This is a genomic window from Streptomyces brasiliensis, assembly GCF_014647875.1.
GTDB classification, from domain to species: Bacteria; Actinomycetota; Actinomycetes; order Streptomycetales; family Streptomycetaceae; genus Streptomyces; species Streptomyces brasiliensis.
In genome coordinates this window covers 1-22673 of sequence record NZ_BMQA01000063.1, presented here as the reverse complement: position 1 = coordinate 22673, position 22673 = coordinate 1, and the positions used below count along the sequence as shown (strand labels likewise).

Annotated in this window: 16 protein-coding genes and 4 pseudogenes; 12 read left to right on the top strand and 8 right to left on the bottom strand. The window is 68.6% G+C overall.

The window, feature by feature from the left end; genetic code table 11:
* Positions 1–320 precede the first annotated feature (320 nt).
* From IEZ19_RS41450 to pqqE, 9 genes are all read left to right on the top strand, one after another.
* A complete protein-coding gene (locus IEZ19_RS41450; RefSeq protein WP_189316561.1) occupies positions 321–1715 on the top strand; it encodes a DNA-binding protein in 1395 nt (464 codons plus the stop codon).
* A gap of 41 nt (positions 1716–1756) precedes the next feature.
* The gene (gene katG, locus IEZ19_RS41445; protein WP_189316560.1) at positions 1757–3997 is read left to right on the top strand and encodes a catalase/peroxidase HPI; all 2241 of its coding nucleotides are present in this window, start codon (positions 1757–1759) and stop codon (positions 3995–3997) included.
* Between the two features lie 260 nt (positions 3998–4257).
* A complete protein-coding gene (locus IEZ19_RS41440; protein WP_189316559.1) occupies positions 4258–4719 on the top strand; it encodes an MSMEG_3727 family PQQ-associated protein in 462 nt (153 codons plus the stop codon).
* Between the two features lie 23 nt (positions 4720–4742).
* Positions 4743–6452 carry a PQQ-dependent dehydrogenase, methanol/ethanol family gene (locus IEZ19_RS41435; RefSeq protein WP_189316558.1) on the top strand — a complete coding sequence of 570 codons (1710 nt, stop codon included), beginning with the start codon at positions 4743–4745 and terminating at the stop codon, positions 6450–6452.
* A 46-nt stretch (positions 6453–6498) separates the two neighbouring features.
* A complete protein-coding gene (gene pqqA / locus IEZ19_RS41430) occupies positions 6499–6594 on the top strand; it encodes a pyrroloquinoline quinone precursor peptide PqqA (protein WP_189316557.1) in 96 nt (31 codons plus the stop codon).
* Between the two features lie 69 nt (positions 6595–6663).
* A complete protein-coding gene (gene pqqB, locus IEZ19_RS41425; protein ID WP_189316556.1) occupies positions 6664–7554 on the top strand; it encodes a pyrroloquinoline quinone biosynthesis protein PqqB in 891 nt (296 codons plus the stop codon).
* 4 nt (positions 7555–7558) lie between these two features.
* Positions 7559–8254, top strand: a complete 696-nt coding sequence (gene pqqC, locus IEZ19_RS41420) for a pyrroloquinoline-quinone synthase PqqC (protein ID WP_189316555.1) — start codon at positions 7559–7561, stop codon at positions 8252–8254.
* Positions 8255–8259: 5 nt separating this feature from the next.
* On the top strand, positions 8260–8589 hold the full coding sequence (gene pqqD, locus IEZ19_RS41415) for a pyrroloquinoline quinone biosynthesis peptide chaperone PqqD (protein WP_189316554.1): 330 nt from the start codon (positions 8260–8262) through the stop codon (positions 8587–8589).
* Positions 8582–9697 carry a pyrroloquinoline quinone biosynthesis protein PqqE gene (gene pqqE, locus IEZ19_RS41410; RefSeq protein ID WP_189316553.1) on the top strand — a complete coding sequence of 372 codons (1116 nt, stop codon included), beginning with the start codon at positions 8582–8584 and terminating at the stop codon, positions 9695–9697. Before pqqD ends, pqqE begins: the two co-directional genes overlap by 8 nt.
* A gap of 187 nt (positions 9698–9884) precedes the next feature.
* Here pqqE and IEZ19_RS41405 read toward each other — a convergent pair whose 3' ends face one another.
* Both IEZ19_RS41405 and IEZ19_RS41400 read right to left on the bottom strand, forming a co-directional pair.
* Entirely contained in the window at positions 9885–10424 is a 540-nt protein-coding gene (locus IEZ19_RS41405; RefSeq protein WP_189316552.1) for a manganese efflux pump MntP, read from the bottom strand.
* Between the two features lie 285 nt (positions 10425–10709).
* A complete protein-coding gene (locus IEZ19_RS41400; RefSeq protein ID WP_189316551.1) occupies positions 10710–11531 on the bottom strand; it encodes an SAM-dependent methyltransferase in 822 nt (273 codons plus the stop codon).
* Positions 11532–11634: 103 nt separating this feature from the next.
* Here IEZ19_RS41400 and IEZ19_RS41395 point away from each other — a divergent pair, with 103 nt between their 5' ends.
* Positions 11635–12255 carry an aldo/keto reductase gene (locus IEZ19_RS41395; RefSeq protein WP_189316570.1) on the top strand — a complete coding sequence of 207 codons (621 nt, stop codon included), beginning with the start codon at positions 11635–11637 and terminating at the stop codon, positions 12253–12255.
* Positions 12256–13208: 953 nt separating this feature from the next.
* On the opposite strand, the pseudogene IEZ19_RS51685 reads toward IEZ19_RS41395, so the two are convergent.
* A pseudogene (locus IEZ19_RS51685) lies at positions 13209–13604 on the bottom strand (low temperature requirement protein A).
* A 387-nt stretch (positions 13605–13991) separates the two neighbouring features.
* Here IEZ19_RS51685 and IEZ19_RS41380 point away from each other — a divergent pair.
* Positions 13992–14849 carry a calcium-binding protein gene (locus IEZ19_RS41380; RefSeq protein ID WP_229841448.1) on the top strand — a complete coding sequence of 286 codons (858 nt, stop codon included), beginning with the start codon at positions 13992–13994 and terminating at the stop codon, positions 14847–14849.
* Positions 14850–15109: 260 nt separating this feature from the next.
* On the opposite strand, the gene IEZ19_RS41375 is transcribed toward IEZ19_RS41380, so the two are convergent.
* The 5 genes and pseudogenes from IEZ19_RS41375 to IEZ19_RS41365 form a co-directional block, all read right to left on the bottom strand.
* Entirely contained in the window at positions 15110–15715 is a 606-nt protein-coding gene (locus IEZ19_RS41375) for a class I SAM-dependent methyltransferase (protein WP_189316548.1), read from the bottom strand.
* Positions 15716–15947: 232 nt separating this feature from the next.
* Positions 15948–17081, bottom strand: a pseudogene (locus tag IEZ19_RS51680) (3-keto-alpha-glucoside-1,2-lyase-like domain-containing protein); the annotation flags it as partial.
* Between the two features lie 9 nt (positions 17082–17090).
* Positions 17091–19040, bottom strand: a pseudogene (locus IEZ19_RS41370) (ThuA domain-containing protein); the annotation flags it as partial.
* A gap of 3 nt (positions 19041–19043) precedes the next feature.
* Positions 19044–19991: pseudogene (locus IEZ19_RS53870) on the bottom strand (ThuA domain-containing protein); the annotation flags it as partial.
* A gap of 281 nt (positions 19992–20272) precedes the next feature.
* Complete coding sequence (locus IEZ19_RS41365; protein ID WP_189316546.1) at positions 20273–21250, bottom strand: multicopper oxidase domain-containing protein; 978 nt, start codon at positions 21248–21250, stop codon at positions 20273–20275.
* Between the two features lie 724 nt (positions 21251–21974).
* Here IEZ19_RS41365 and IEZ19_RS41360 point away from each other — a divergent pair.
* The coding region (locus IEZ19_RS41360; RefSeq protein WP_444545204.1) for an OmpL47-type beta-barrel domain-containing protein at positions 21975–22673 on the top strand (699 nt) is incomplete at its 3' end.

The following is a 22673-nucleotide window of genomic DNA, read 5'->3' as shown; positions in this document are numbered from 1 at the left end:
TGGTACCGTTTTCCGGCTTTGGGCGGGCCGCCGGCTGCGGCCCCTGAGCTGCGAGAACAACCTGGCCCGGAGGCGTATTCGAGCACCGCGAGTACCTGCAGCGGCGCCCCGCGGCGCCCGCCTGGGCGGATGATTTATCGCCACCCGCAACCTAGGGTGGGGGGATGCAGGTCTGTGACACAGCCTGGGGCGAGTGACGAAGCAGGAAGACGCGCGACAGTGCCCAGTCCGCTGTAGGCCAGGCCGCGACGAGCGGCGACCGGCGCGGGCCCCGTGCACGCCGTCGGGCGTTGGGGATGGACCAAGGGCGGTTCTGAACCATGAGAGATGCACATCGGCTTGAACCCATCCCGGCGAACCCGGGAAGCGGCACCGTGCTCGCCGCGTGGGAACGGTTCGTGCAGGGCGAGGACCACATACCGGGTGTCCGGCCCCTGGTGGCGATCTCCTGGCATCGCTGCCGAGAGCAGTACCGGGTCGATCCCCACCTCACGCAGGCTCCGGTAGCCGTCGCGGAGCTCGACCACACGCCCGAGCACGACGTCGTATTCGCCGAGCTGGGTTTTCGTGCCGCCTCCGTGGCACACGAAGTGGGCAGCGTCGGCGGCATCGTCACCGTCACCGATGCGACGGGCCGGATCCTGGCCGAGTGGGGTGATCAAGCCACGCTCGCCAGAGCCAGTGACTCCAATCTGGCGCCCTGGTTCTGCTGGTCCGAGTGCGCGGTCGGCACGAACGGCATGGGCACGGCGCTCGAGGCGCACGGCCCGGTACCGATCAAGGGCGCGGAGCACTGGTGCCAGGCGTTCCATGACTGGGCCTGCGCGGGTATAGCGGTGCGTGACGTGGTGACCAGGGAACCGATCGCGGTCCTGAACATCGGCTGCTGGCGCAGCGGGCTCCCCGCGTCGGCGGAAAGCTGGCTGGCGAACACGGCCACCATGGCCCAGTACCCGCTCAAGAGGCGCGCCCGGGACAGCGGTGCCGAGTTGGTCGCGGCCTACGCCCAGGCCAGAGCACGTTCGAGCACGGCGCTCGCCGCGGTGGACGCCGCGGGCAAGGTGGTGATCGCCGACGACATGGCAAGTGTGCTCCTCGGCGTCCCGGCGAACACCCCGGCGGTCTACCCCACGCTGCGATGGAACCCCGGACTGCCGGAACTGATCACGGCCGCCCGGTATGCCGCTGGGCAGGCAGCCCACAACCGCGACTGGGTCGGCTCGACGCAGATCTTCGCCCACCTCGCCGACGAGCCGATATCCATCAGCATCCGGCCTGTCTTCTCGTCCGGACACCTGATCGGGAACCTGGTCTCGTTCGGTGCCTCCGACGGCGCACAGGTGCCCCAGGCGGAGGTGTCCGCGCACCCCCGGGTGCCGCCGCGCCGACTGGTCGCGACGCGCGACAACCGGCTGGTGCTGCTGCGGCTGCCGGAAGTCTCCTTCGCTGAATCGCAGGGCAATGACGTGTGGCTCTCCACCGATCAGGGGCGCTTGCGAGCCGCCTCTCTGAGCCTGGACAAGCTCGACGGCGAGCTGGCGGATGCGGGCTTCCTGCGGGTGCACCGCCGGTACGTGGTCAACCTCAGCCGCATCCGGGAGATCGAACGCGGGCTCAGGGGCGAGCTGTCCCTGGTCATGGACGACCGCGAGAAGGAGATGGTGCCGGTTTCCCGGCGGAACGCGCCGGCCGTACGTCGCGCGCTGGACATCTGAGTTCCTTTGCACAACATCTGTCAGCGGAAGGAAAAGTTCCCGTGTCTCACAGTCCGGACGCCGTTGCCGACGGGACGAACGCCGGGAGCGCGGGTGGTCTCGGCCTCTCCGGCTCGGCCGGTCACCGCAGTCGCCCGACGGGGAGCGCGAGCAATCGCGACTGGTGGCCGAACCGGCTCGACCTGACGATCCTCCGGAAACACCCCGCCATGACCGACCCCATGGGTGAGGACTTCGACTACGCCGCGGAGTTCCGGACGCTCGACCTGGACGCCGTGGCGCGGGACGTCGACGAGGTGCTGACGACGTCGCAGGAGTGGTGGCCGGCCGACTTCGGCCACTACGGGCCGCTCGTGATCCGGATGGTGTGGCACGGCGCGGGCACGTACCGCATCGACGACGGCCGCGGTGGCGCGGGCGCCGGCATGCAGCGTTTCGCGCCGCTGAACAGCTGGCCGGACAACCGCAACCTCGACAAGGCGCGCCGGCTGCTCTGGCCGGTGAAGAAGAAGTACGGCCGCAAGATCTCCTGGGCCGACCTGATGGTCTTCGCGGGCAACCGCGCCCTGGAGACGATGGGCTTCACGACCTTCGGCTTCGCCGGCGGCCGCGCGGACGTCTGGGAGCCCGAAGAGGACGTCTACTGGGGTCCCGAGCGGGTCTGGCTCGGCAACGCCCGCCACGGCGGAGTCCGGGAGCTGGCGAACCCTCTGGCCGCCGTCCAGATGGGCCTCATCTACGTCAACCCGGAGGGACCGAACACGGTCCCGGACCCGCTGATGGCGGCCCGGGACATCCGCGAGACGTTCCGGCGCATGGGGATGAACGACGAGGAGACCGTCGCTCTGATCGCGGGTGGCCACACCTTCGGCAAGACCCACGGCGCGGCCGCCCCGGACACCTGCCTCGGCCCCGAGCCCGAGGGCGCCCCCCTCGAGGAGCAGGGCCTGGGCTGGAGGAGCAGCTACGGCACCGGAAAGGGCAGGGACGCCATCTCCAGCGGGCTCGAGGGTACGTGGACACCCACCCCGACGAGCTGGGACAACAGCTTCTTCGAGACCCTGTTCGGCTACGAGTGGGACCTGGAGCTGAGCCCCGCCGGTCTGTGGCAGTGGATCCCGAAGGACGGCGGCGGGGCCGGTACCGTGCCGGACGCCCACGACCCCTCGACGACACACGCCCCGACGATTCTGACGACGGACCTCGCGCTGCGGTCGGACCCGGTCTACGAGCCGATCTCGCGGCGCTTCCTGGAGAACCCGGACCAGCTCGCGGACGCCTTCGCCCGGGCATGGTTCAAGCTGACGCACCTCGACATGGGCCCGATCCAGCGTTACCTCGGCCCGCTGGTCCCCCGTGAGCCGCTGATCTGGCAGGATCCGATCCCCGCTGTGGACCACGAGCTCGTCGGGGCGGCGGACATCGCCGCGCTCAAGCGCCGGATCCTCGCCTCCGGGCTGTCGGTCTCCCAGCTCGTCTCGACCGCGTGGGCGTCGGCCTCGACGTTCCGCGTCAGCGACAAGCGCGGCGGGGCGAACGGCGCGCGCATCCGGCTCGAGCCGCAGCGGGGCTGGGAGGTCAACGAGCCCGGCACACTGGCCCGGGTGCTGCACACCCTGGAGGAGATCCAGGAGTCCTTCAACAGCTCCCAGCGCGGGGGCAAGAAGATCTCGCTGGCCGACCTCATCGTGCTCGGTGGAACCGCCGCCGTCGAGCAGGCCGCCAGGACGGCCGGCCACGACGTCCAGGTCCCCTTCGTCCCCGGGCGCACGGACGCCACCCAGGAGTGGACCGACGCGGAGTCCTTCGCCGCGCTCGAGCCGACCGCCGACGGGTTCCGCAACTACCGCGGCAAGGGCACCCGGCTGCCGTCGGAGCACCTGCTCGTCGACCGCGCGAACCTGCTGAACCTGAGCGCGCCCGAGATGACCGTGCTCGTGGGTGGGCTGCGCGTGCTGGGCGCCAACCACCGGCAATCGCCGCTGGGCGTCTTCACCGCGGTGCCCGGGGCGCTGACCAACGACTTCTTCGTGAATCTGCTCGACACGGCCACGGCATGGAAGCCGACATCCGCGACCGCGGAGACCTTCGAGGGCCGCGACCGTGCCACCGGCGAGGTCAAGTGGACCGGCAGCCGCGTCGACCTCGTCTTCGGCTCGAACTCCGAGCTGCGTGCCGTGGCCGAGGTCTACGCGAGCGACGACGCACGGGAGAAGTTCGTGCGGGACTTCGTGGCCGCGTGGGACAAGGTCATGAACCTCGATCGATACGACCTCGCTTGATCCTGCCGGCCCCGGCGCGAGGTGGTGCCGTACGGCCGGGCTCCTCCTAACGGTGGCACATCGGGTACGAACGGTGGCTGGTCACGGACGAACGGCATGAGCCGGGCCCGATCTGGCGCTCAGCCCTGTCGGGCGTAGCGTGTTTTCTGACCATCAATTTCTCACCTTTCCCGGTGCGATTCAAAAGATTAATTCTTCGAAGTGAATTCGGAGAACATTTTTGCCGAGCACAGATGCGGGACGAGGAGAGTGAGGCTCCGATGACGACCGCGCGGGAGCGATCCGAACTGCTGGACAAGATGGGGTTGGCCGCACAGAACAAGGCAGCACTGGGTCAGGTGCTGGGAACCGGAAGTGTCGGGCAGGCCACCGTGAAATCGGACGGCCGCATGGAGGCCACCATTCGCATCAACCCGGATGAGCTGACCTGGGATCCCTCCATTCTGGTCATGCCCCATGGGGGCGATATCGAGCTCGAGCTCGTCAATGACGACATGAACACGCACTGCGCGCTGCTGCCGAGCAATGGCGACCGGAAGTTCATCTGGCTGGTGAACCATTCGCACGGACACGCGCACCTCAACCTCGACGGTCCGGGCTACTACTGGTTCGGCTCGCCCACGGGCAACGACGAGGGCCGGGGGCTGACCGGGGCCATCGTCGTCCTGGGGGACGCACCGCCGGAGGCCCGCCTCGATCGTCCCGAACAGCCGCGGCCGTAGGAAGAAGTGGGAGGTGGAGGAAAATGACCGTCGACTACGCCGACTACGTCGACGCGGGTGAGGCCGTCGACCAGGGGTCTCTGAGCGGCAAGGTCGCGGGCGGGGACGTCGCGCCCCCGGTGGTGGCCGGAGTCACCTACGAGCGCCTTCTCAACGCTCGCGAGGAACCCCAGAACTGGCTCACCTACTACGGTGCCTACGACGGGCAGCGGTACAGCCCCCTGGATCAGATCAACACGGAGAACGTCAAGCGCATCGGCCCCGCATGGGTCTTCCAGGCCGGCACGACCGGCCTGATCGCGGGCGCGTCGACCTACTCGTTCGAGGCCGCCCCGGTCGTCGTGGACGGGGTCATGTTCCTCTCCGGCTGGGACGGCTGGGTCTGGGCCCTCGACGCGAAGACGGGTACGGAGATCTGGCGGTACAAGCATGCGGTCCCGTTCGACGTGTCCTTGTGCTGCGGGAACGTCAACCGTGGGGTCGCCGTCGCGCAGGGAAAGGTCTTCTTCGTCACGGCCAATGCCCGTATGCTCGCGCTCGACGCCACCACCGGCAAGCAGGTCTGGGAGAAGACGTACGGAGACGTCCGCGCCGGGGAGAGCGCCACGCTCGCTCCGCTGGTCGTGAAGAACATGGTCATCGTGGGGAGTTCCGGCGGCGAGTTCGGCGTACGCGGCCACCTCGACGCGTTCGACCTCGAGACCGGCGAGCACCAGTGGCGCTGCTACACGGTGCCGAAGCCCGGGGAGCCCGGCTCGGAGACCTGGCCCGCAGACGGCGAGGCCTGGGCACGGGGCGGAGCGAACTGCTGGCTCACCGGCACCTTCGACCCGGAGACGAACCTGTTGTACGTCGGCACCGGCAACCCGGCGCCCGACTTCGACGGAGGCGTCCGCGAGGGCGACAACCTCTTCACCGACAGCATCATCGCCGTCGACGTGGACAGCGGTCAGATCCGCTGGCACTACCAGTGCACTCCGCACGACGTATGGGACTACGACAGCATCGCCGAGTGCATCCTGTTCGAGCAGGACGGGCGCAAACTGCTCGGCCACTTCGACAAGAACGGCTACTTCTTCGTCCTTGATCGCACGAACGGCGCGAGGGTCCGGATCACCCCCTTCGTGGACCGCATCACCTGGGGGGCGATCACGGGGGACGGCCAGGTGACGGCCAAGGTGTACCCCGACAAGGAGGGAGAACCGGTCCACTTCTACCCGGGTCCGGCCGGCGCCAAGGAATGGACCCATGCGGCCTACAGCCCGAAGACCGAGCTCTTCTACGTCCCGGTCCAGGACACCGGGGCCACGGCCACCCGGCGGCGCCGGGAGTTCAAGGAGAGCATTCCGTACTGGGGCGCGGGCGTTCAGGTGGACATCGAGGACATGGCCGGGTCCATCAGCGCGTTCGACGCCAACGGCGAGGAGAAGTGGCGCTGGCGCAACGAACTCCCGATGTGCGCCTCGGTCCTGGCCACCGGCGGTGATCTGGTGTTCGCCGGTGAGCCCTCCGGGGAGTTCAACGCGTTCGACGCCCGCACCGGGGAGAAGTTGTGGCAGTTCCAGTGCGGAAGCGGCCACCACAGCAGTCCGACCACCTACATGGTCGACGGCAGGCAGTACATCGCCGTGCCGGTCGGTTGGGGCGGATGGGCCGAGGGATTCCTCCCCGGCATGCTCGGCGCGGGGCACGGAAGCGCCCTGCTCGTCTTCGCCCTCCCGGAAACGTCGTGACGGAGTGACCGAAGCCCGCCGTGATCCGGGCAGAGGAGGTGAATCCATGGAAAATCAGCTGGCTGTGTGGGAGACGCCCGAGTTCGACGAGATCGTGGTCGCGGCAGAGGTGACCATGTACGTCGCTCGGTTGGAGGACTAGGGGACGCGGGACGGCGCCGGACCCGGATGGTCCGGCGCCCCCGGCATCTGCGATGAAGGGAGTGCCGGCGTGTTGCTGCGAGTACTGGGCTCGGCTGCGGGGGGCGGCTCCCCGCAGTGGAACTGCGGCTGCCCGGTGTGCGCCGCGGTCCGCTCCCGGGCCGGCCTCGCACGCACCCAGTCCTCGGTCGCTGTCAGCGCCGACCGCCGCCGCTGGTTCCTCATCAACGCCTCGCCCGACGTCCGCACGCAGATCGAGGCCTCCCCCGGCCTGCATCCGCAGGACGACCGGACGACACCGCTGGAGGCGGTGCTGCTCACCGACGCCGAGCTGGACCACACGCTGGGCCTTCTTCTGCTGCGTGAGGCCCGCGCCCTGCGGCTGTACGCCACGCCGGCGGTGCACAAGACCCTGGGCGCCGGCGGCTCGGGGATTCTGAGCACGCTCGAGCGCTACTGTCCGGTCCAGTGGCGGGCCGTGATCCCCGGCACCGACCTCGTCCTCGCGGACGGACTGTCCTGCCGGGCGTTCGACGCGCCCACCGACAAGCGCGCCCGATTCGCGGCCGGGGTGGACCACGGCCGCGTCGTGGGCTACCGGCTGACCGACGAGCGCAGCGGGGGCACGCTGGTGTATCTGCCAGGGGTGCAATCGCTGACGCCGGAGCTGCGCACGGAGATCGAGGGCTGCGCATGCCTGCTCATCGACGGGACCTGCTGGCGCGACGACGAACTCGTACGGCTCGGACTGGCCGGCAAGACCTCACGGGAGATGGGCCACCTGCCCATCGACGGCCCGGACGGCAGCCTGGCGCAGCTCCGGTCGCTGCGCGTGGGGCGGACGGTCTTCGTGCACATGAACAACACCAACCCGATCCTCCTGGAGGACGCGCCCGAGCGGCGCGTCCTGGACGAGTACGGCATGGAGGTGGCCATGGACGGCCTCGAGGTCCAGGTGTAGGGCCATGACGACGACCACGAGAACCGGCGCCGCCGACTTCGTCGAGGCGTTGCGGGCCCACTCGCGGCGGTACCACGACCAGCACCCGTTCCACGTCCGGATGAACGCCGGCCGGCTGAGCCGCCGGCAGATCCGGGGCTGGGTGGCCAACCGCTTCTACTACCAGGAGAACATCCCCCGCAAGGACGCCGCGATCCTTTCCAACTGCCCCGACCTCGAGGTCCGCCGCCGCTGGATCCGACGGATCGTCGACCACGACGGCACCGCCGCCGGCGAGGGCGGCATCGAGGCGTGGCTGCGCCTCGGCGAGGCCACCGGGCTGACCCGCGAGGAGATCCGGGACCACCGGCATCTGGTACCCGGGGTGCGGTTCGCCGTCGACGCCTACGTGAACTTCGCCCGGACCCGCCCATGGGTGGAAGCGGTGGCGTCCTCGCTCACCGAACTGTTCGCCCCCGACCTGATGGCGGCGCGGCTGGCCGGGTTCGAGCGGTGGTACCCGTGGATCGACCCCGAGGGCCTCGCCTACTTCCGCGCCCGCCTCGAGCAGGCCCCCCGCGACTGCGAGCACGCGCTCGAGGTGGTCACCACGCACTGCCTCTCCGCCGAGTCCCAGGCGCGCGCCGTCGACGCGCTGTCGTTCAAGTGTGACGTCCTGTGGAGCCAGTTGGACGCCATCGACCAGGCCTATCCGGAGTGACCACCATGAACCCGACCCATACCGGAACCACCCGGACCGGTGCCAGGACCCGACCCGGCGTCGAAGTGTCCGCCTCGGACCGGCCCCGGTTGGCGCCCCATGTCCGGCTGACCTTCTGCCGGACCAGGCAGCGTCAGATCCTGCTCAACCCCGAGACGGTGGTGGTGCTCAACGACACCGGCGCGGACATCCTCGCGCTGTGCGACGGGCGGCACACCGTGGCCCAGATCGTGACCGAGCTGGGCACCCGCTACCAGACCGTCCCCGACGACGAGGTGCGGCAGTACCTGACCCGGCTCGTCGCCCGGCGCTGGGTGGAGCTCGACGATGGATAGCCCGTTCGGACTGCTCGCCGAGCTCACCTACCGCTGCCCCCTGGCCTGCCCGTACTGCTCCAATCCGCTGAACATGGCCGACTTCCAGGACGAGCTGACCACCGACGAGTGGCGGCGGGTGCTGGCCGAGGCCGGTGACCTGGGGGTTCTGCAGTGCCACCTGTCCGGCGGGGAACCGCTGCTGCGGCGCGATCTGGTGGAGATCGTGGCGGACGCCCACGGCCTGGGCCTCTACACCAACCTCGTGACCAGCGCCCTCGGGCTCTCGCGCCCGAAGGCCGACCAGTTGCGGGCGGCCGGTCTGGACCACGTGCAGATCAGCATCCAGGCGGACGAGCCGACCGTGTCCGACCGGATCGCCGGGGTCCCGTCCTTCCAGCGCAAGATCGAGGCGATGGGCCTGGTCAAGGAGCTGGGCTGGCCGCTCACCATGAACGTGGTGCTGCACCGGTACAACATCGACCACGTCGCCGACGTGCTCGGGCTGGCCGAGGAGCTGGGCGCCGACCGGGTGGAGCTGGCCAACACCCAGTACTACGGCTGGGGCTGGCGGAACCGTGACGCGCTGCTCCCGAGCCGGGCCCAGCTCGAGGCGGCCGAGGCAGTCGTACGGGCCGCCCGCGAGCGGTTGCGGGACCGCATGGACGTCATCTACGTCATCCCCGACTACTACAGCCGCTACCCGAAGCCGTGCATGGGCGGCTGGGCCTCCCGGCAGCTGACCGTGACGCCGAACGGTGACGTCCTGCCCTGCCCGGCCGCCCAGCCCCTGCCGTTGCCGCGGGCCAGTGTGCGGGAGGACCCGCTGGAGCGGATCTGGACCGAGGCTCCGGTGATGACCGCGTTCCGGGGGACCGACTGGATGCCGGAGCCCTGCCGGAGCTGCCCCCGGCGGGAGCTCGACTTCGGCGGGTGCCGCTGCCAGGCGTTCCTGCTCACCGGTGACGCCGCCCGCACCGACCCGGTCTGTTATCTGTCGCCCGATCACGACCTGGTCGCCCGGGCGGTCGAGGCCGCCAACTCCGACTCGGGCGCCGGCAGTCCTCCGCTGATCCCCCGCCCGCACCGAGCTCGCCGTCCGACGCAACTCCCGGGTGGAGCAGGCTGATCCGCTCCCTGGGTTCGAGCGGGCAAGTGCTGTGACCGGAAAGGTTCACCGGCTCGCGACGCCCGGCACGGCACCTCGCGGCGTTGTCGCATCAGCCGAGTACATCCAGTACGCGGGTGACGCTCCGCCTTGCGATGCACCGCACCGGACGCCGCGAGCTTCCCGGCAAACCTTCCCGGCCACAGCACTAGCCGCCGGACCACAACGGCAGCACGGCAGCGGCGATGATCAAGGTGACCCCGCTCAGCAGGTCCGAGCGGATCCGGACGAGGCGCGCCGCGGCCCGCCCGAGCCGCAGCCCGAACAGCGACAACACCGCTGTCATGACGCCGAAGACGGCGGCCGAGAACCACGGCGAGAGGCCTACGATCCCCAGGCTCGCCCCGGCGAAGAGGTTGTCCAGGCTCAGCGTCAACGGGATGCCGAACAGCGCCCACGGGTGGTCCATCTCGTCCGGCTCGGGGTTCCGAAGGGCCGAGATGACGAGGTAGAGACCGTACCCGCCTAGCGCGACCGCGCCCACCAGATCGGCGACGTTCCCGACGGACTCCCCGATCTGGCGGCCGATCAACAGTCCGACCAGGGGCATAACCGCGTCCCACAGCCCGAAAGTCAGGGCGACCTGCACCGCACGCTTCAGACCGAATGGGACGGTGCCGAGCGCGATCGAGACCCGGAAATTGTCGAGACTGAGTACGAAACCCAGGATCAGTATTTCCCAGATCATGACAACATGATATCTCGGACGGCCCGCTGGTTGAATCCGGCGAGTCGATTCCCGGAAGATTCGCGAAGGATACCTACGGAATTGATGTGAACCGAACCCTGCGAGGAGGAGGTCGGCCCTGGGAAAGCTTTACCTTTTCTCTGACGCGCGTTCTTTCGTTCGTCGCTGACGACATGATTGCGTCATCCGCGGCTCAACTCGATGCATTCACGGAACGTACGCGTCAACGCCGCGGGTCCCGGGAGGGTGACCAGCGACAACGTGGTACGTCGTCGGCACCGCCGGCTAGCCGGACTTCCGGGCCAACCCGGCGGCGATGAGACGCTCCCAGACGGTGAGTTCCCGTTCGCCGCTGCCGTGCTGCGGGCCGGCGACCGCGTCAGGACGCCACAGGGGCGCGGGGACGATCCCGGGATCGAGGATCTCCAGGCCGTCCAGCAGGGATTCGATCTCCTCGTCGGTACGCCACCGGCCCCGGCCGAACGTCTGCTGGAGGACTCCCTCGGCCTCCGCCGTCTCCGGGTTGTCGCCGGAACGGAAGTGGCTGACGAAGAAGTAGCTCCCGGCAGGCACGTGGTCGCGCCAGTAGCGGACGATTGCGGCCGGGTCTTCCTCGTCGTTGACGTGGTGCAGGACGGCGCTGAACATAACGGCGACGGGACAATCGAAGTCGATCAGTTCCAGGGTGTCAGGGTGATGACGGATGTCGTCGGGGTCGCGCACATCGGCCGCGACGACCCGGGTCCGGTCGTTCTCCTGCAACAGTGCACGTCCGTGGACCAGCACCTGGGGGTCGGTGTCGACGTACACGACCCGAGACTCCGGAGCGTGCCGCTGCGCGACCTGGTGGACGTTGTCGGCGGTCGGAAGACCACTGCCCAGATCGATGAACTGCCGCACCCCAGTGGTCGTCGCGATCTCTCCGACCGCCCGGATCAGGGCCGCGCGGTTGGCGAAGGCAATGGCTACCGAACCAGGAAGGTCACGTTTGAACACGTCGCCTATCTCCCGGTCCACGGCGTAGTTGTCCTTGCCACCGAGGAGGTAGTCATACACGCGGGCGATGCTGGGCTTGCTGGGGTCGATGGAGGAGCCTTCATCCGTCATGGCGACCATCCTTCCCCGCACAGTCACCTGCTGACCATCACTTGGAAACAGTGAGCGAACAAATCTCAAGGTCGCTGCGGCAACGCGCCTCCGGACCGCCTGGCTGCTCTCGGTATCGCGCGGGAGCATCTTTTCAGCGGGTCAGCGCTCGGAGCCCCCGCCCCCGCGAGGGGCGAGCAGGCCGTGGGTCGCGGAGCGCCGGGGTCTGGAGCGCTTCCACACGGAGCAGCCTCCCTACTCCCTGCTCAACCGGGGCATCGAGCGCGAAGTCCTGCCTGTCGCGCAGCGCTACGGTATGGGTGTCATGGTGTGGGGTCCCCTCGCGCAGGAGATGCTCACCGGCCGCGTGCGCAGGAACCAGGAGAACACCCTGATCCGCGCGGGCTTCGTCAAACACGTCAACGACGAGCGCCGCATCGACGTCGTCGAGCGGTTCATCTCCCTCGCCGAGGAAGCGGGCATGCCGCTGACCCACCTCGCCATGGCGTTCACCACCGCCCACGCCGGCGTCACCAGCGCCCTCGCCGGGGCGCGCACGATGGCCCACCTCGACGACGTTCTCGCCGGGCTCGACGTCCAGCTCGATGACGACCTCCTGGACCGGATCGACGAGATCGTCCCACCCGGCACCGACGTCGGCACCCTCGACCAGGACTACATGCCGCCCGCCCTGCAGACCGCGGGTCTGCGCCGCCGCCGCGCCGGCGAGCGCGCAGCCGCCTGACAACCGGGCGCTGCTGCCGGTGGCACGGATCGCCGCCGACCGCCGGCAAGATGGGCGGCGGTTCGGCGAACTTCGGCATCCTCGCGGAACACGCGGACCGCGACGAACGAGCCGGGCAGCACAGAGCGGTGCGGGCGTGCCGCGAGACCTTTGCCTCACGAAGCGCCGAGGCCGGCACGACGGCCTCGGCGCTCCCGCAGGGCCATCCGGCCAGTAGCAAGCCCGAGTTACGGGCTCCTGCCGTGCTCGATCCAGGCGCGCACGGCGCCGCGATCGCAATCCGCTTACCGCAGCAGGGGTGGCGGGGTGGGCAATATTGCTGATGCCGTACTGGTCCAGCAGGAGCTAGGACTTCAAGTGCCGCGTACGGTCGGTTCGGAACGCGCTCCGGACGTCTTCCTTGCCGCCCCTGCCACCCTCTACTTGGTAGCCGTAACGGCTCGGGCCGCCAGCCCCCTGCAAGAGAGGCTGCATACCAGAGTTAGTGCTCGAAGGCTTGCCCGAGCGCGAGACAAGTGGCTGCGGCGCTCGCTTCTTCCCTGCCTGCGGCATGAACACGTGCTCGGCTGACTCCTCACCGACGCTCGCGGCAACCGCCGGCGCTGCTGGGGCTCCCGAAAGAACCGACGCCCGCGCAGAGGGCGGAGGGATTCGGGACACCGGGCGCGCAGCCGCTCACGGACCGGATCCCCTCGATACAACACGTGACACGGCACGGGCCTCTACGCATTCGCCGGGTGCCTACCAGGGCTGGTCCCTTGTGCGGCCGGCCGGTGGTCCACCGTGGCGATGACCACGAGGACGGCCACGACGGCGGTCATTCCGCCCAGCCCGAGAAAGTGGTCGCCACACCCAGCGGCACCGCGCACACCGCACCGACGATGCGGTCGGCGATGCGTCCGCTCTTCAGCAGGCCTCGGTAGAGGGCGTGGCCGACGAGGAACGTCGCCGTGCTAGACCAGTCCGTGGATGGCGACCACGGCGAGGTACGCCACGGGGAACGCCCAGCCCTCGGGGTCGAAGGCATACCGCACATCAAGACCCATGATGAAGAAGCCCATCATCGCGAGGGTCAGCAGCAGCCGTACCTGCACGGCATCCGGCCGCACCGCATTGGTGAGCCACCCGAACCCGCTGAACATCCATCACACGACCACCATCGGGAACAGGCCCTCGAGCAGCCCCTCCCAACCATGGTGGGTCTCCACCGCGTGCGTGACCTGGGTGACGAGGAAGACGAACACGAGGTCGAAGAAGAGCTCGATCGGCGTCACCCGACCGCGCGCGCTCTCCGAGATCCACAGACGTCGGCGTCCGGGAGAGGCGTCGGACCGGGTGCTTCTCCTCATGACGGTACGGCTCCTCACGCCTCACACAGGCAACAGCACTGCACAGTCTCCGGCATCACCGGACGCGTTGCAGCACTCTCGTCCACCTGGTCCGGGCAACAATCGCCGACCGTTCCGGGGCGGCTGGATGAGCCCTCGCCTCGCAGCACGTCCGCGTCGCCGCCGACGCCGGGTCACTGGTGAAGCGGTGCCGGTCCTGTCGTCTTGTCCGTCTGCCGTCCGACTCCCGTGGCAGGTATCGGGTCGCTTTCCCGCCCAGTCGGGGGCAACGATCGGGCCGGTTCGGCAGTCGTAGGGAGTGACACACATCCGGCTCCCGCGCTCGCCACCAACTGCATTCCCTCATGGGGTGGTTGCAGCAGGGCAATGTCATCCCTGGGAGGATTCATGAGCCGCTTCGCCGCACCACCTGACGACAGACAAAGCGACGGGCGCGACATCGCCGCCGCACGTTCCCTACGGCGCAAGCCCGTCGGCCGCGCGACAAGCCGCGGTGTCGTGGTGGGGGCAGTCGCCGTTCTGCTGGCGGGGGCCGGCGCCTCGGCCGATGCCACGTCCCGTACCGCGCCCAGCGATCCGGTGGTCAGCGGTGCGACCGTCAACTCCGGACATGACGTCATCGTGGGTATCACGCACAACGTGGTGTTCCCGGTCACGGTCACCGGATCGGACGACTCCGGCCTGTCTTTCGTCGATGTGGATCTGAAGGGGCCGCACGGCGGTTTCTACACCACCGACGCGTTCTGCGAGAGCGCGACGGCATGTACGTCGGTGTTCACCGCCAACGCCCACCCGGCCCCGGGCAGCGACGATCCGGTGGACCTGGCCAACGCCAACGCGGGAGCATGGTCGGTCGACGCCTTGGTCGACGCCAACGACGGCGATTCGGTCTTTGCCCCCGGCGTGGGGTCGTTCCGCCTCAAACGTGCCGCGCGGCTCACGGTCAACGCCTCACCGGAACCGGTGGCCAAGGGCTCTCATATCACCGTCACCGGCAAGCTCGTGCGGGCCAACTGGGACACATACCGGTATGCGGGATACGCGGGCCAAGCCGTCAAACTGCAGTTCCGCCCGAAGGGCAGCAGCACCTACACCACGGTGGCCACGGTGAACACCAGCAACACCGGCACCCTGCGCACCAGGGTCAAGGCAGTCAAGGACGGCTATTGGCGTTGGAACTTCACCGGCACCACCACCACCGGCCCGGCCAAGGCCACCGGTGACTACGTCGATGTACGCCCCTGATCCGGCAAGCACCACCCTCGACGACCGATGCGGCGCGGCTCCGGAAGCCGCCGCTGACAAGAAAGGCCACTCTACGAGGCCCTGGGCATCACCATCAGCTACGAACACGCAGCGCGGACCACGACCCTGAGGTCGAGGTCCGCGGGGTGCTCTCAGCATCTCCTCATGAGAACCGGTTACCTCAGGGAAGTACTCGCGGACTGCTCGGAGGAGCTGCCGGTCGCCTGACGGACGCGATGATCGAGATGTCCCGCACAACCTCACCGGCGGTGGACGCTCACGGCATACCCGCCGCCCTCGTACGGGTCAGCGTCCCAGGTGGCGAAGCGGTCGACGATGGTGAGGCCGACCGCGGCACAGTAGTCGTCGTACTCCGGCAGGGTGATGGTCGGCGGCACGGGCAGGTGGGCTTCGTCCAGGCCGAAGCCGGCGACCATAAGGCCACCCGGGCGCAGGATCGCGGCCAGGCGCTTGACCACGGTGGCCTCGGTGCCGGCAGCGAGCAACGGGAAGACGTTGCCTGCCGCGACCACGAGATCGAAGCCCGCTGCGATGCCGAGCAGGTCCGGCTCGAACCCGGCCAAATCGACCTGGAACCAGGGCAGACCCGGCGCCTGCCTTTGCGCCACTGCGAGCATGGACGCATCGAGATCCATCCCGACACAGTCGTACCCCAGCTCCGCAAGCCGGATCATGACCCGTCCGGTACCGCACCCGGCGTCCAGCACCCGCGCTCCGGCAGGCACGAGCGCTGCGCAGAACCGCGCCTCACCGTGCACATCCTTCCCGCTACGGGCCAGGGCCGCGAACCGTGCAGCGTAGTCCTGCCCGGACGTCCCCCCGGTCAACTGGTTCCAACGGCTCATGACGCCAACTATAGGTCGACCGTCTGCCACTCGAAGATGCGACCGAGTTCGCGGCGCTGAGATGCGGTACGGATCGTTCCGGCCTGCCTACCGGTCGCCCGAGCCGATCCACACCGAAGCCATCACGGCCACCCGCATCCCCGAGCGGCTCACGCCGGCGGCCGAACCTCCCTGGCGGAAAAGAGCCGGGCTCGGGGCTGTTGCCCCGAGCCCGGCACCGGCCGCTGTGCGACTACAGGTTCCGCACCCGGATGTTACGGAACTCGATCAGATCGTTGTCGCTGTGGTTCTGCAACCCCACGTACCCGGTGAGGAACTGGCGCAGGTCCGTGGGCGGGTCACCCGCCCGAGAGGACGACTTGCCGGGCGTGTTGTCGAACTCGTTGATCACCACGCCGTTGCGGATGATCGTGTAGTGCTGCCCGACCACGCGGATCTCGTAGTCGTTCCACTGGCCCTTCGGGGTCACCCCCGCCTTGTCCAGGCCCAGCGGCTTGAAGTTGTACACCGAGCCGGTCTTCTGGACCTCGCCCGTGGCCCCGTCGTAGATCTGGATCTCCTGACCGCAGTAGATCGCGACCCACTCGGGGGCGGTACGAGCCGAGCCGACCGTCCCGCAACTGCCGGCCGGGCGGTCGGCCAGCGGCGTCCGCGGGTCCGGGAACCGGGTGAAGACCCCGCTGTTGGCGTTACCGGTACCCGGAGCCACGTCCCGGAACTGGAGCCTGACCGAGAAGTCCCCGAACTCCTGCTTGGGGTACCACAGCATGCCCAGTCCGCCGGAGCTGCGTATGGTGCCGTCGGGCTGCAGGGAGAACTTCCCGGGGCCGGCCTGCCGCCAGTCGGCCAGGCTTGCCGCGCTCCCGTCGAACATGGGCTGGTACCCGGCGACCTTGCCGATCTCGCTCTGCGCCGCCGCCTTGCTGATCGCCGCCGACTCGCGGTTGTCGAGGACGTCCTCCTTGCGGAGGTCGTTGACCACGGCGTTGACGTGGCTGACGAACTCGCCGTGGTTCGGCCAGGATGCCTCGTCGTCGATCAGGTCGTTGACGGTGCAGCCGCCACCCGCGGTGTGGTTGGCCACGCCGGTGTCGGTGTCGAGCAGCTTGACGGTCGGCCGGGCGTCGGGCGCGGGGCAGCCGGCCTTGGCGTCGAACGTCGCGGTGGACTTCTCGCCGTCGGCGTAGGTGACGGTCAGCTTCGCGTGGTATGTGCCGTAGTCGGCGTAGGTGTGCGTGGGGTTGGCCTCGTGCGACGGCGCGCTGCCGTCACCGAAGTCCCACTCCCAGGCCACACCGCCGACCTTGGCACCGGAGAACGCCACCGCCTTGGGCTTGCTCTGGGTGACCACGCGCGCCCCGGCGTCCTGCGGGTTCGGGGTGGCCGGGCCACCGTGGTAGGAGATGCGGATGAGCTTCTGGTTGGAGTGCAGGCTGAAGAAGCCGCCCGCGTAGTCGAGCATGTACAGCGCACCGTCGGGACCGAACTTGGCGTCCATCCAGCTCTGCAACTGGGTGCCGCCGCTGCCGGGCGCGATGATGCTGCGCAGGTCCTCGCCGAAGGCCGGCGCGCCCTGGTCGGTGATGTGGTCCGGGTCGAGGGTCACCGCGACCCGGTTGTCGGCGTTGGACTCGTCACCGATGAACCACTTGTCCTCCCAGTACGCCGGCCAGGCGGCACCGCTCTTGGTGTCCACCTGGGAGCGGTGGTAGGTCGGACCGGACATGACGGCCTGGCCGCCGCCCTTGAGGTACGGCTGGGTGTAGGTGGCCTCGCTGTCGACGTAGGACGGGATCCCGCTGCCGTCGGAGCGCTCGGGGAAGACCGGGCCGCCGCCCTGGGGCGAGTACCAGATCATGTTGTCGCGGGCCGGCGGGATGTCCACCAGGCCGGTGTTGCGCGGCGACTCGTTCTTGAGGTGAGCGCAGTCGTACCAGCCGGTGAGGACACTGGCGTCGGTGTTGCTGCGGTCACGGTAGGGCTGCCGGTTGCCCATGCAGTACGGCCAGCCCTGGTTGCCCGCCGAGGTGATGACCGTGGCCGTCTCGTACTTGGCCGGGCCCAACTCGGGGTCCGAAGCTCCCGCGTCCGGGCCGACCCAGCCGGCGTTCAGCCAGTTGTGCACCGGGTCGACGGAGAGCCGTGCGATGTTGCGGACACCCATCACGTAGATCTCGGGGCGGGTCTTGGCCGTACCCGGCGCGAAGAGATTGCCCTTGGGAATGGTGTAGGTGCCGTCGGACTCGGGGTGGATGCGGATGATCTTGCCGTTGAGGTCGTTGGTGTTGCCGGAGGTGCGGCGGGCGTCCTGGAAGGAGACACCCTTGTAGTCCGCGGTCCAGTTGTTCCCGGAGTAACCGCTGGAGCCGCCGGAGGAGTTGTTGTCACCGGAGCCGATGTAGAGGTTGCCGTCCTTGTCGAAGGACATGCCGCCACCGGCGTGGCAACAGCTGTGGATCTGGGCGTCCCAGTGCAGCAGGTCCTTGCGGGTGCCCTGGTCGATGGACTCGGTCGCGAAGTCGTAGGTGAGCCGGGAGACCGTCCGCTGGCCGATCCGCTTGTCGCGGTCGATCGACTCGTGCGGCATCCAGTAGATGTAGATCCACCCGTTCTTCTCGAACTTCGGGTCGAGGGTGATGCCGACGAGGCCTTCCTCGTTCTTGACCAGTTCGTCACCGCTGCCCCGGTTGCCCATCACATCGAGTGTGGTGAGCAGCTTGACCTTCTTGGTCTTGGGGTCCCACTGGTGGATGGTGCCGCAGCCCAGTCCGACCTTGGGGTTGTTCCAGTCGACGATCGGGCCGGACGGACAGGCGGCCTTGCCGATGTAGAAGGCCTTGCCGTCGGGGGCCATGGTGAGACCGTGCGGCTCACCGATCTGGTCCAGCTGCCCCGCCTGGTTCTGGGCGGTCAGCCGCTCGGTCGTGTAGTTCGACGCGATGGTCGCCTGGCAGTCGCCGCGGACCATGCCGGTGGTCCACTGGATGGCGCCGAGGAGGTGGCTCTGGAACTTCGTGTCGGTGGTGTAGCTCTCTTCGGTGCGGCCCATGCCGGTGTAGAAGGAGCGGCCGCCGTCGTAGTCCCGGCACCACGAGATCGGGTGGAACGGGCCGTTGGCGCTGAGCCCCGGCTTGTACTTCCACTCCTCGACCTGGGCGACGGTGTGGACCTTGCCGATCGGGTTGGGGTCCCAGTTGATCCACTGGTCGGAGCGGGTCCAGTTGAGCGGAAGTCCCTTGTTGGCCGGGTGCTGACGGTCCGTCACGTCGACGACGGCCTGCTGGACCTTGGAATCCTGCGGGGGCGTCGGGTTGGCGCTGAAGAGCCGCAGCTCGGCCAACTGGGTCAGCGGCTCACCGCTGTTGGCGGTGATGTCCAGCCGGTAGTGCTGGTAGGCCGTGCTGTTGGTGAACTGGAACTGCCTGGTCTGGAACCGCGACGGGAAGGTCTCGCCGGCCCGGGTGTCCAGGGTCGTCCAGGTCTCCCCGTCCTGCGAGCCCTGCAGCTTCCAGTCCTTCGGGTCCCGTCCAGCGAAGTCGTTGGCGGACGTCAACGCGTAGTTGACCACCGCGACGGGCTTGTCCAGCTTCACGGTGACCGAGGCGGTCGGCGTACGGGCCAGCCATTTGGTGTCGTTCTTGCCGTCGAACAGCTTGTCCTTGGTCTCGTTCGGCGGGTTCTCGCTGTTGACCGCGCTTTCGACGACCTTCTCGGGGTCGGGGAGGCCCAGGGCCGGGCGGGTGCCGATCAGCCCGGTGAACCAGGAGGAGTCGGACTGCGCCCGTGCGGCGTCGTGGACGCCGACGAAGCCGCCGCCGTTGTTGACGTACGACTGGAACGCGGCTTCCTGCTCGGCGTTGAGCGTCACGCCGTCGGCCGACAGGAATACCACCCCTCGGTACTTGGCGAGGTCGTCGGTGTTGAACACACCTGCGTCCTCGGACTCGACGACCTTGAACCCGTTCTTCTCGCCGAGGCTCTCGATCGCCGCCGTGGCCTTCTTGACCGGGTCGTCCTGCTTGGCGGCCGGTCCGTGGAAGACCAGGACGTTCACCTGTTGCTCGGTGTCGGCGCCCTGGTCCTGGCTGCTGCTCTCGGCGGGCGGCTGCGCGTGTGCCTGTAAGGCGGGCAGCGCGGACAGCCCCACGGTCAGTGCGGCGCTGGACAGCAGAACGCCCGCGCGGCGCCAGGGCCACGCGTGACGAGAGGTCCGCGCAGGTCGCGATGGCGGCGATCCGCTCCGTCTTGACAGGGCGAACCGGTCTCTCTTGCCCATGTTTGCTCCTTGACTCGATCCGGCAACGGAAGAGTGATCAGGGGATGGAGCGAGGGCTGCCGCAGGGCCGCGCCCGGCGTGCGCCGGGTGAGGCGGCTTTCGGCGGGCGGTCACGATGCCCGGGAAGGACGGGTGCCGGAGCAGGGAGGTCAGGTTCCCCTCGGGTCCTGGCGGGTGAGGACCGACCGGCGGCAGGTTGGTACACGCCGTCAGGCCGTCAGGCAGGCCTGACGGGCGTGGCTTCGGGGGCGGAGCCCCATCAGGGACCCCGCCGCTGCTTTCTAGTGGTGGGACATGCCGCCGGGGACCGTGCCGTCGGCCTCGGTCACGAGGAAGATCCCGGCCATGCCCATGTCCGCGTGGCTCTGGACGTGGCAGTGGTACATCCAGGCCCCCGCGCCGACCCGGTCACCCGCGATCACCTGGAACCCGAAGGAGTCCGCGGGGCCGACGGTCTTGGTGTCGATGACCCGGCTCACGTCCTGCGGACCCTGCAGGATCCCGGTGCGGTTGTCCACCCAGCGGTGGCCGTGCACATGGAAGGTGTGGAAGAAGTCCCCGTGTGTGATGACGATGAACTCCACTCGCTCCCCGCGGACCGCCGTGAAGGTGGGGGTGTCGTGGTGGGCCTTGTTGTTGATCGTCATGTCGTTGAACACGACCGTGAACTGCTTGTCGGGCAGTACGTCGCCCTTGCGTCGTACGATCACGGGGCCGTACAGGCCCTTCTTGATGCCGCCAGTGCCGTGTTCGGTCCCCACGTTGTGATCGTGATAGTGCCAGTAGCCGGCGCTGCCGGCCTCCCAGGTCCCGTCGTGGTTCGGTCCCGGGGCGTGGGTGCGCCAGACGTAGGTCCGCCGGCCGCCCGGTTCGACGACGCTGTCGTTCATCTTGGTGCCGTCGCTGGCGACGTCGTAGTCCATGCCGTGCACGTGCAGACTCGCGGCGACGTCCAGGTTGTTGACGACCTCGATGTTCATCGTGTCGCCCTCGGTCAGCTCGATGAGCGGGCCGGGAATCGTCGCCTGACCGGGCTGCAGGCCGTAGCCCATCTCCCCGTTCGGCAGCTTCTCCATGTACAGCGTCAGGTCGCGGACGTTGCCCTTGTCGTTTCCTTGACCGCTTCCTTCGCCGGGCTTGTCCTTCGGGACGGCGGCGGCGGTGCCGAGCACCGTGGGCACGACCGCCGCCGCGGCCGCCCCGGCGGCGAACGCTCGCCGGGAGAAGAGGCGTCTCGCGCCTACGCCTAAGTCGGTCATCGCTCTCCAATCCTCGAAACGCGCACGTCGCTGAAGGCGTTTCGTGGTCGTGGTGTGAGCCGCCGCCGACGGCAGCTGTCCCGTTACGGCGGTACGCGGTGGTGCGCCGGGCGTTCGGCCCCGCGAGGCAGGCGGGGTGGTCGTCGGACCGGACTCCGGTGGAGGCTGTCCGGCTGGGCTCGATGTACCGGCTACGGCCGGGATCGGATCGGCTGGGCGAACAGGATTCGCCTCGGGACTGCCACACCGTAACGGGCGCACCCCTAGTTTTTCCAGACTCAGGTCAAAGTTAGTTGGATTGTGGTCATAGGCCTTGGCGGATAGTCAAAAGAGCCGCTAACTTCCCACCGTTGCCGCATTGAATGAGGTTGCGTGAACCCCGCCCTCGGGGTACCCGGTGCCACCGGCCTCGCAGCGACAGGGTGGTTGCCGCTTCGTGAGTGCCGGCGGCCGCCGCCGTTGTCACGCGCGGGCGATCAACTGAAGCGCGGCACTCGCCCCGTTCCGCCCAGGGCGCCGGTCCGGTGAGCGGAGTACTCGCACCTCGAACGCGCTCATCCCGGCGGCTGATCGTCCACCCGGCGGGACCGCGAGTCCTGCGCGGTGCCGCACAAGCGAATTCCCGAAAGGTGCAGCGGTGTTCAGAAGACTGCTCCATACCAAGACGGATCCGCCCCCCTCAAGATCCGCGCGACGTGACCGGTTCCACGCGCATCCGGTGCTGATGGCGCTGATGGCCGTCGTCTTCACGGCTTTCTCGCTGGCCGTGCCGGCCGCGTACGCGGCGGTGAGCCACGAGGCGGAGACCACAGCGGACCAGGTGCTCACCTGGACGGCCGGCAACGATTACATGAAGTACACGTCCGCCCCCACCACCGCGGTGGCCGGCAAGGCGACCATCGTGTTCGAGAGCAGCGCAGCGACCGGCAACACGACGGGGTTGTCGCACACCCTGACGTTCGATGTCTCGAACCCCGACTACAACACCGACGTCAGCCTCAACATCCTGGCCAGCCCCTTCGACTCCGAGGGAGGCAGGCACACGGCCGAAGTCACCCTCACGCCTGGTGTCTACCATTATTTCTGCGCGATGCCGGGTCACCAGATGATGTCGGGTGAGCTCATCGTCACCGCCGCGCCGGGCGACGACACCACTGCGCCGGACACGTCAGCGACGGTGTCCGGGACGAAGGACGACTCCGGGAACTACATCGGCAGCGCGAAGGTGACGCTGACGGCTTCGGACACCGAGTCGGGCGTGGCCGGAATCGAGTACTCCCTCGACGACGCCACCTACAGCCCCTACACAACCCCGGTCGACGTCAACAACGTCGGCCGGCACACCCTGACCTACCGGGCGACGGACAAAGCAGGCAACACCTCACCCACAAAATCCATCGACTTCACCGTCGTAGCAGCCCAG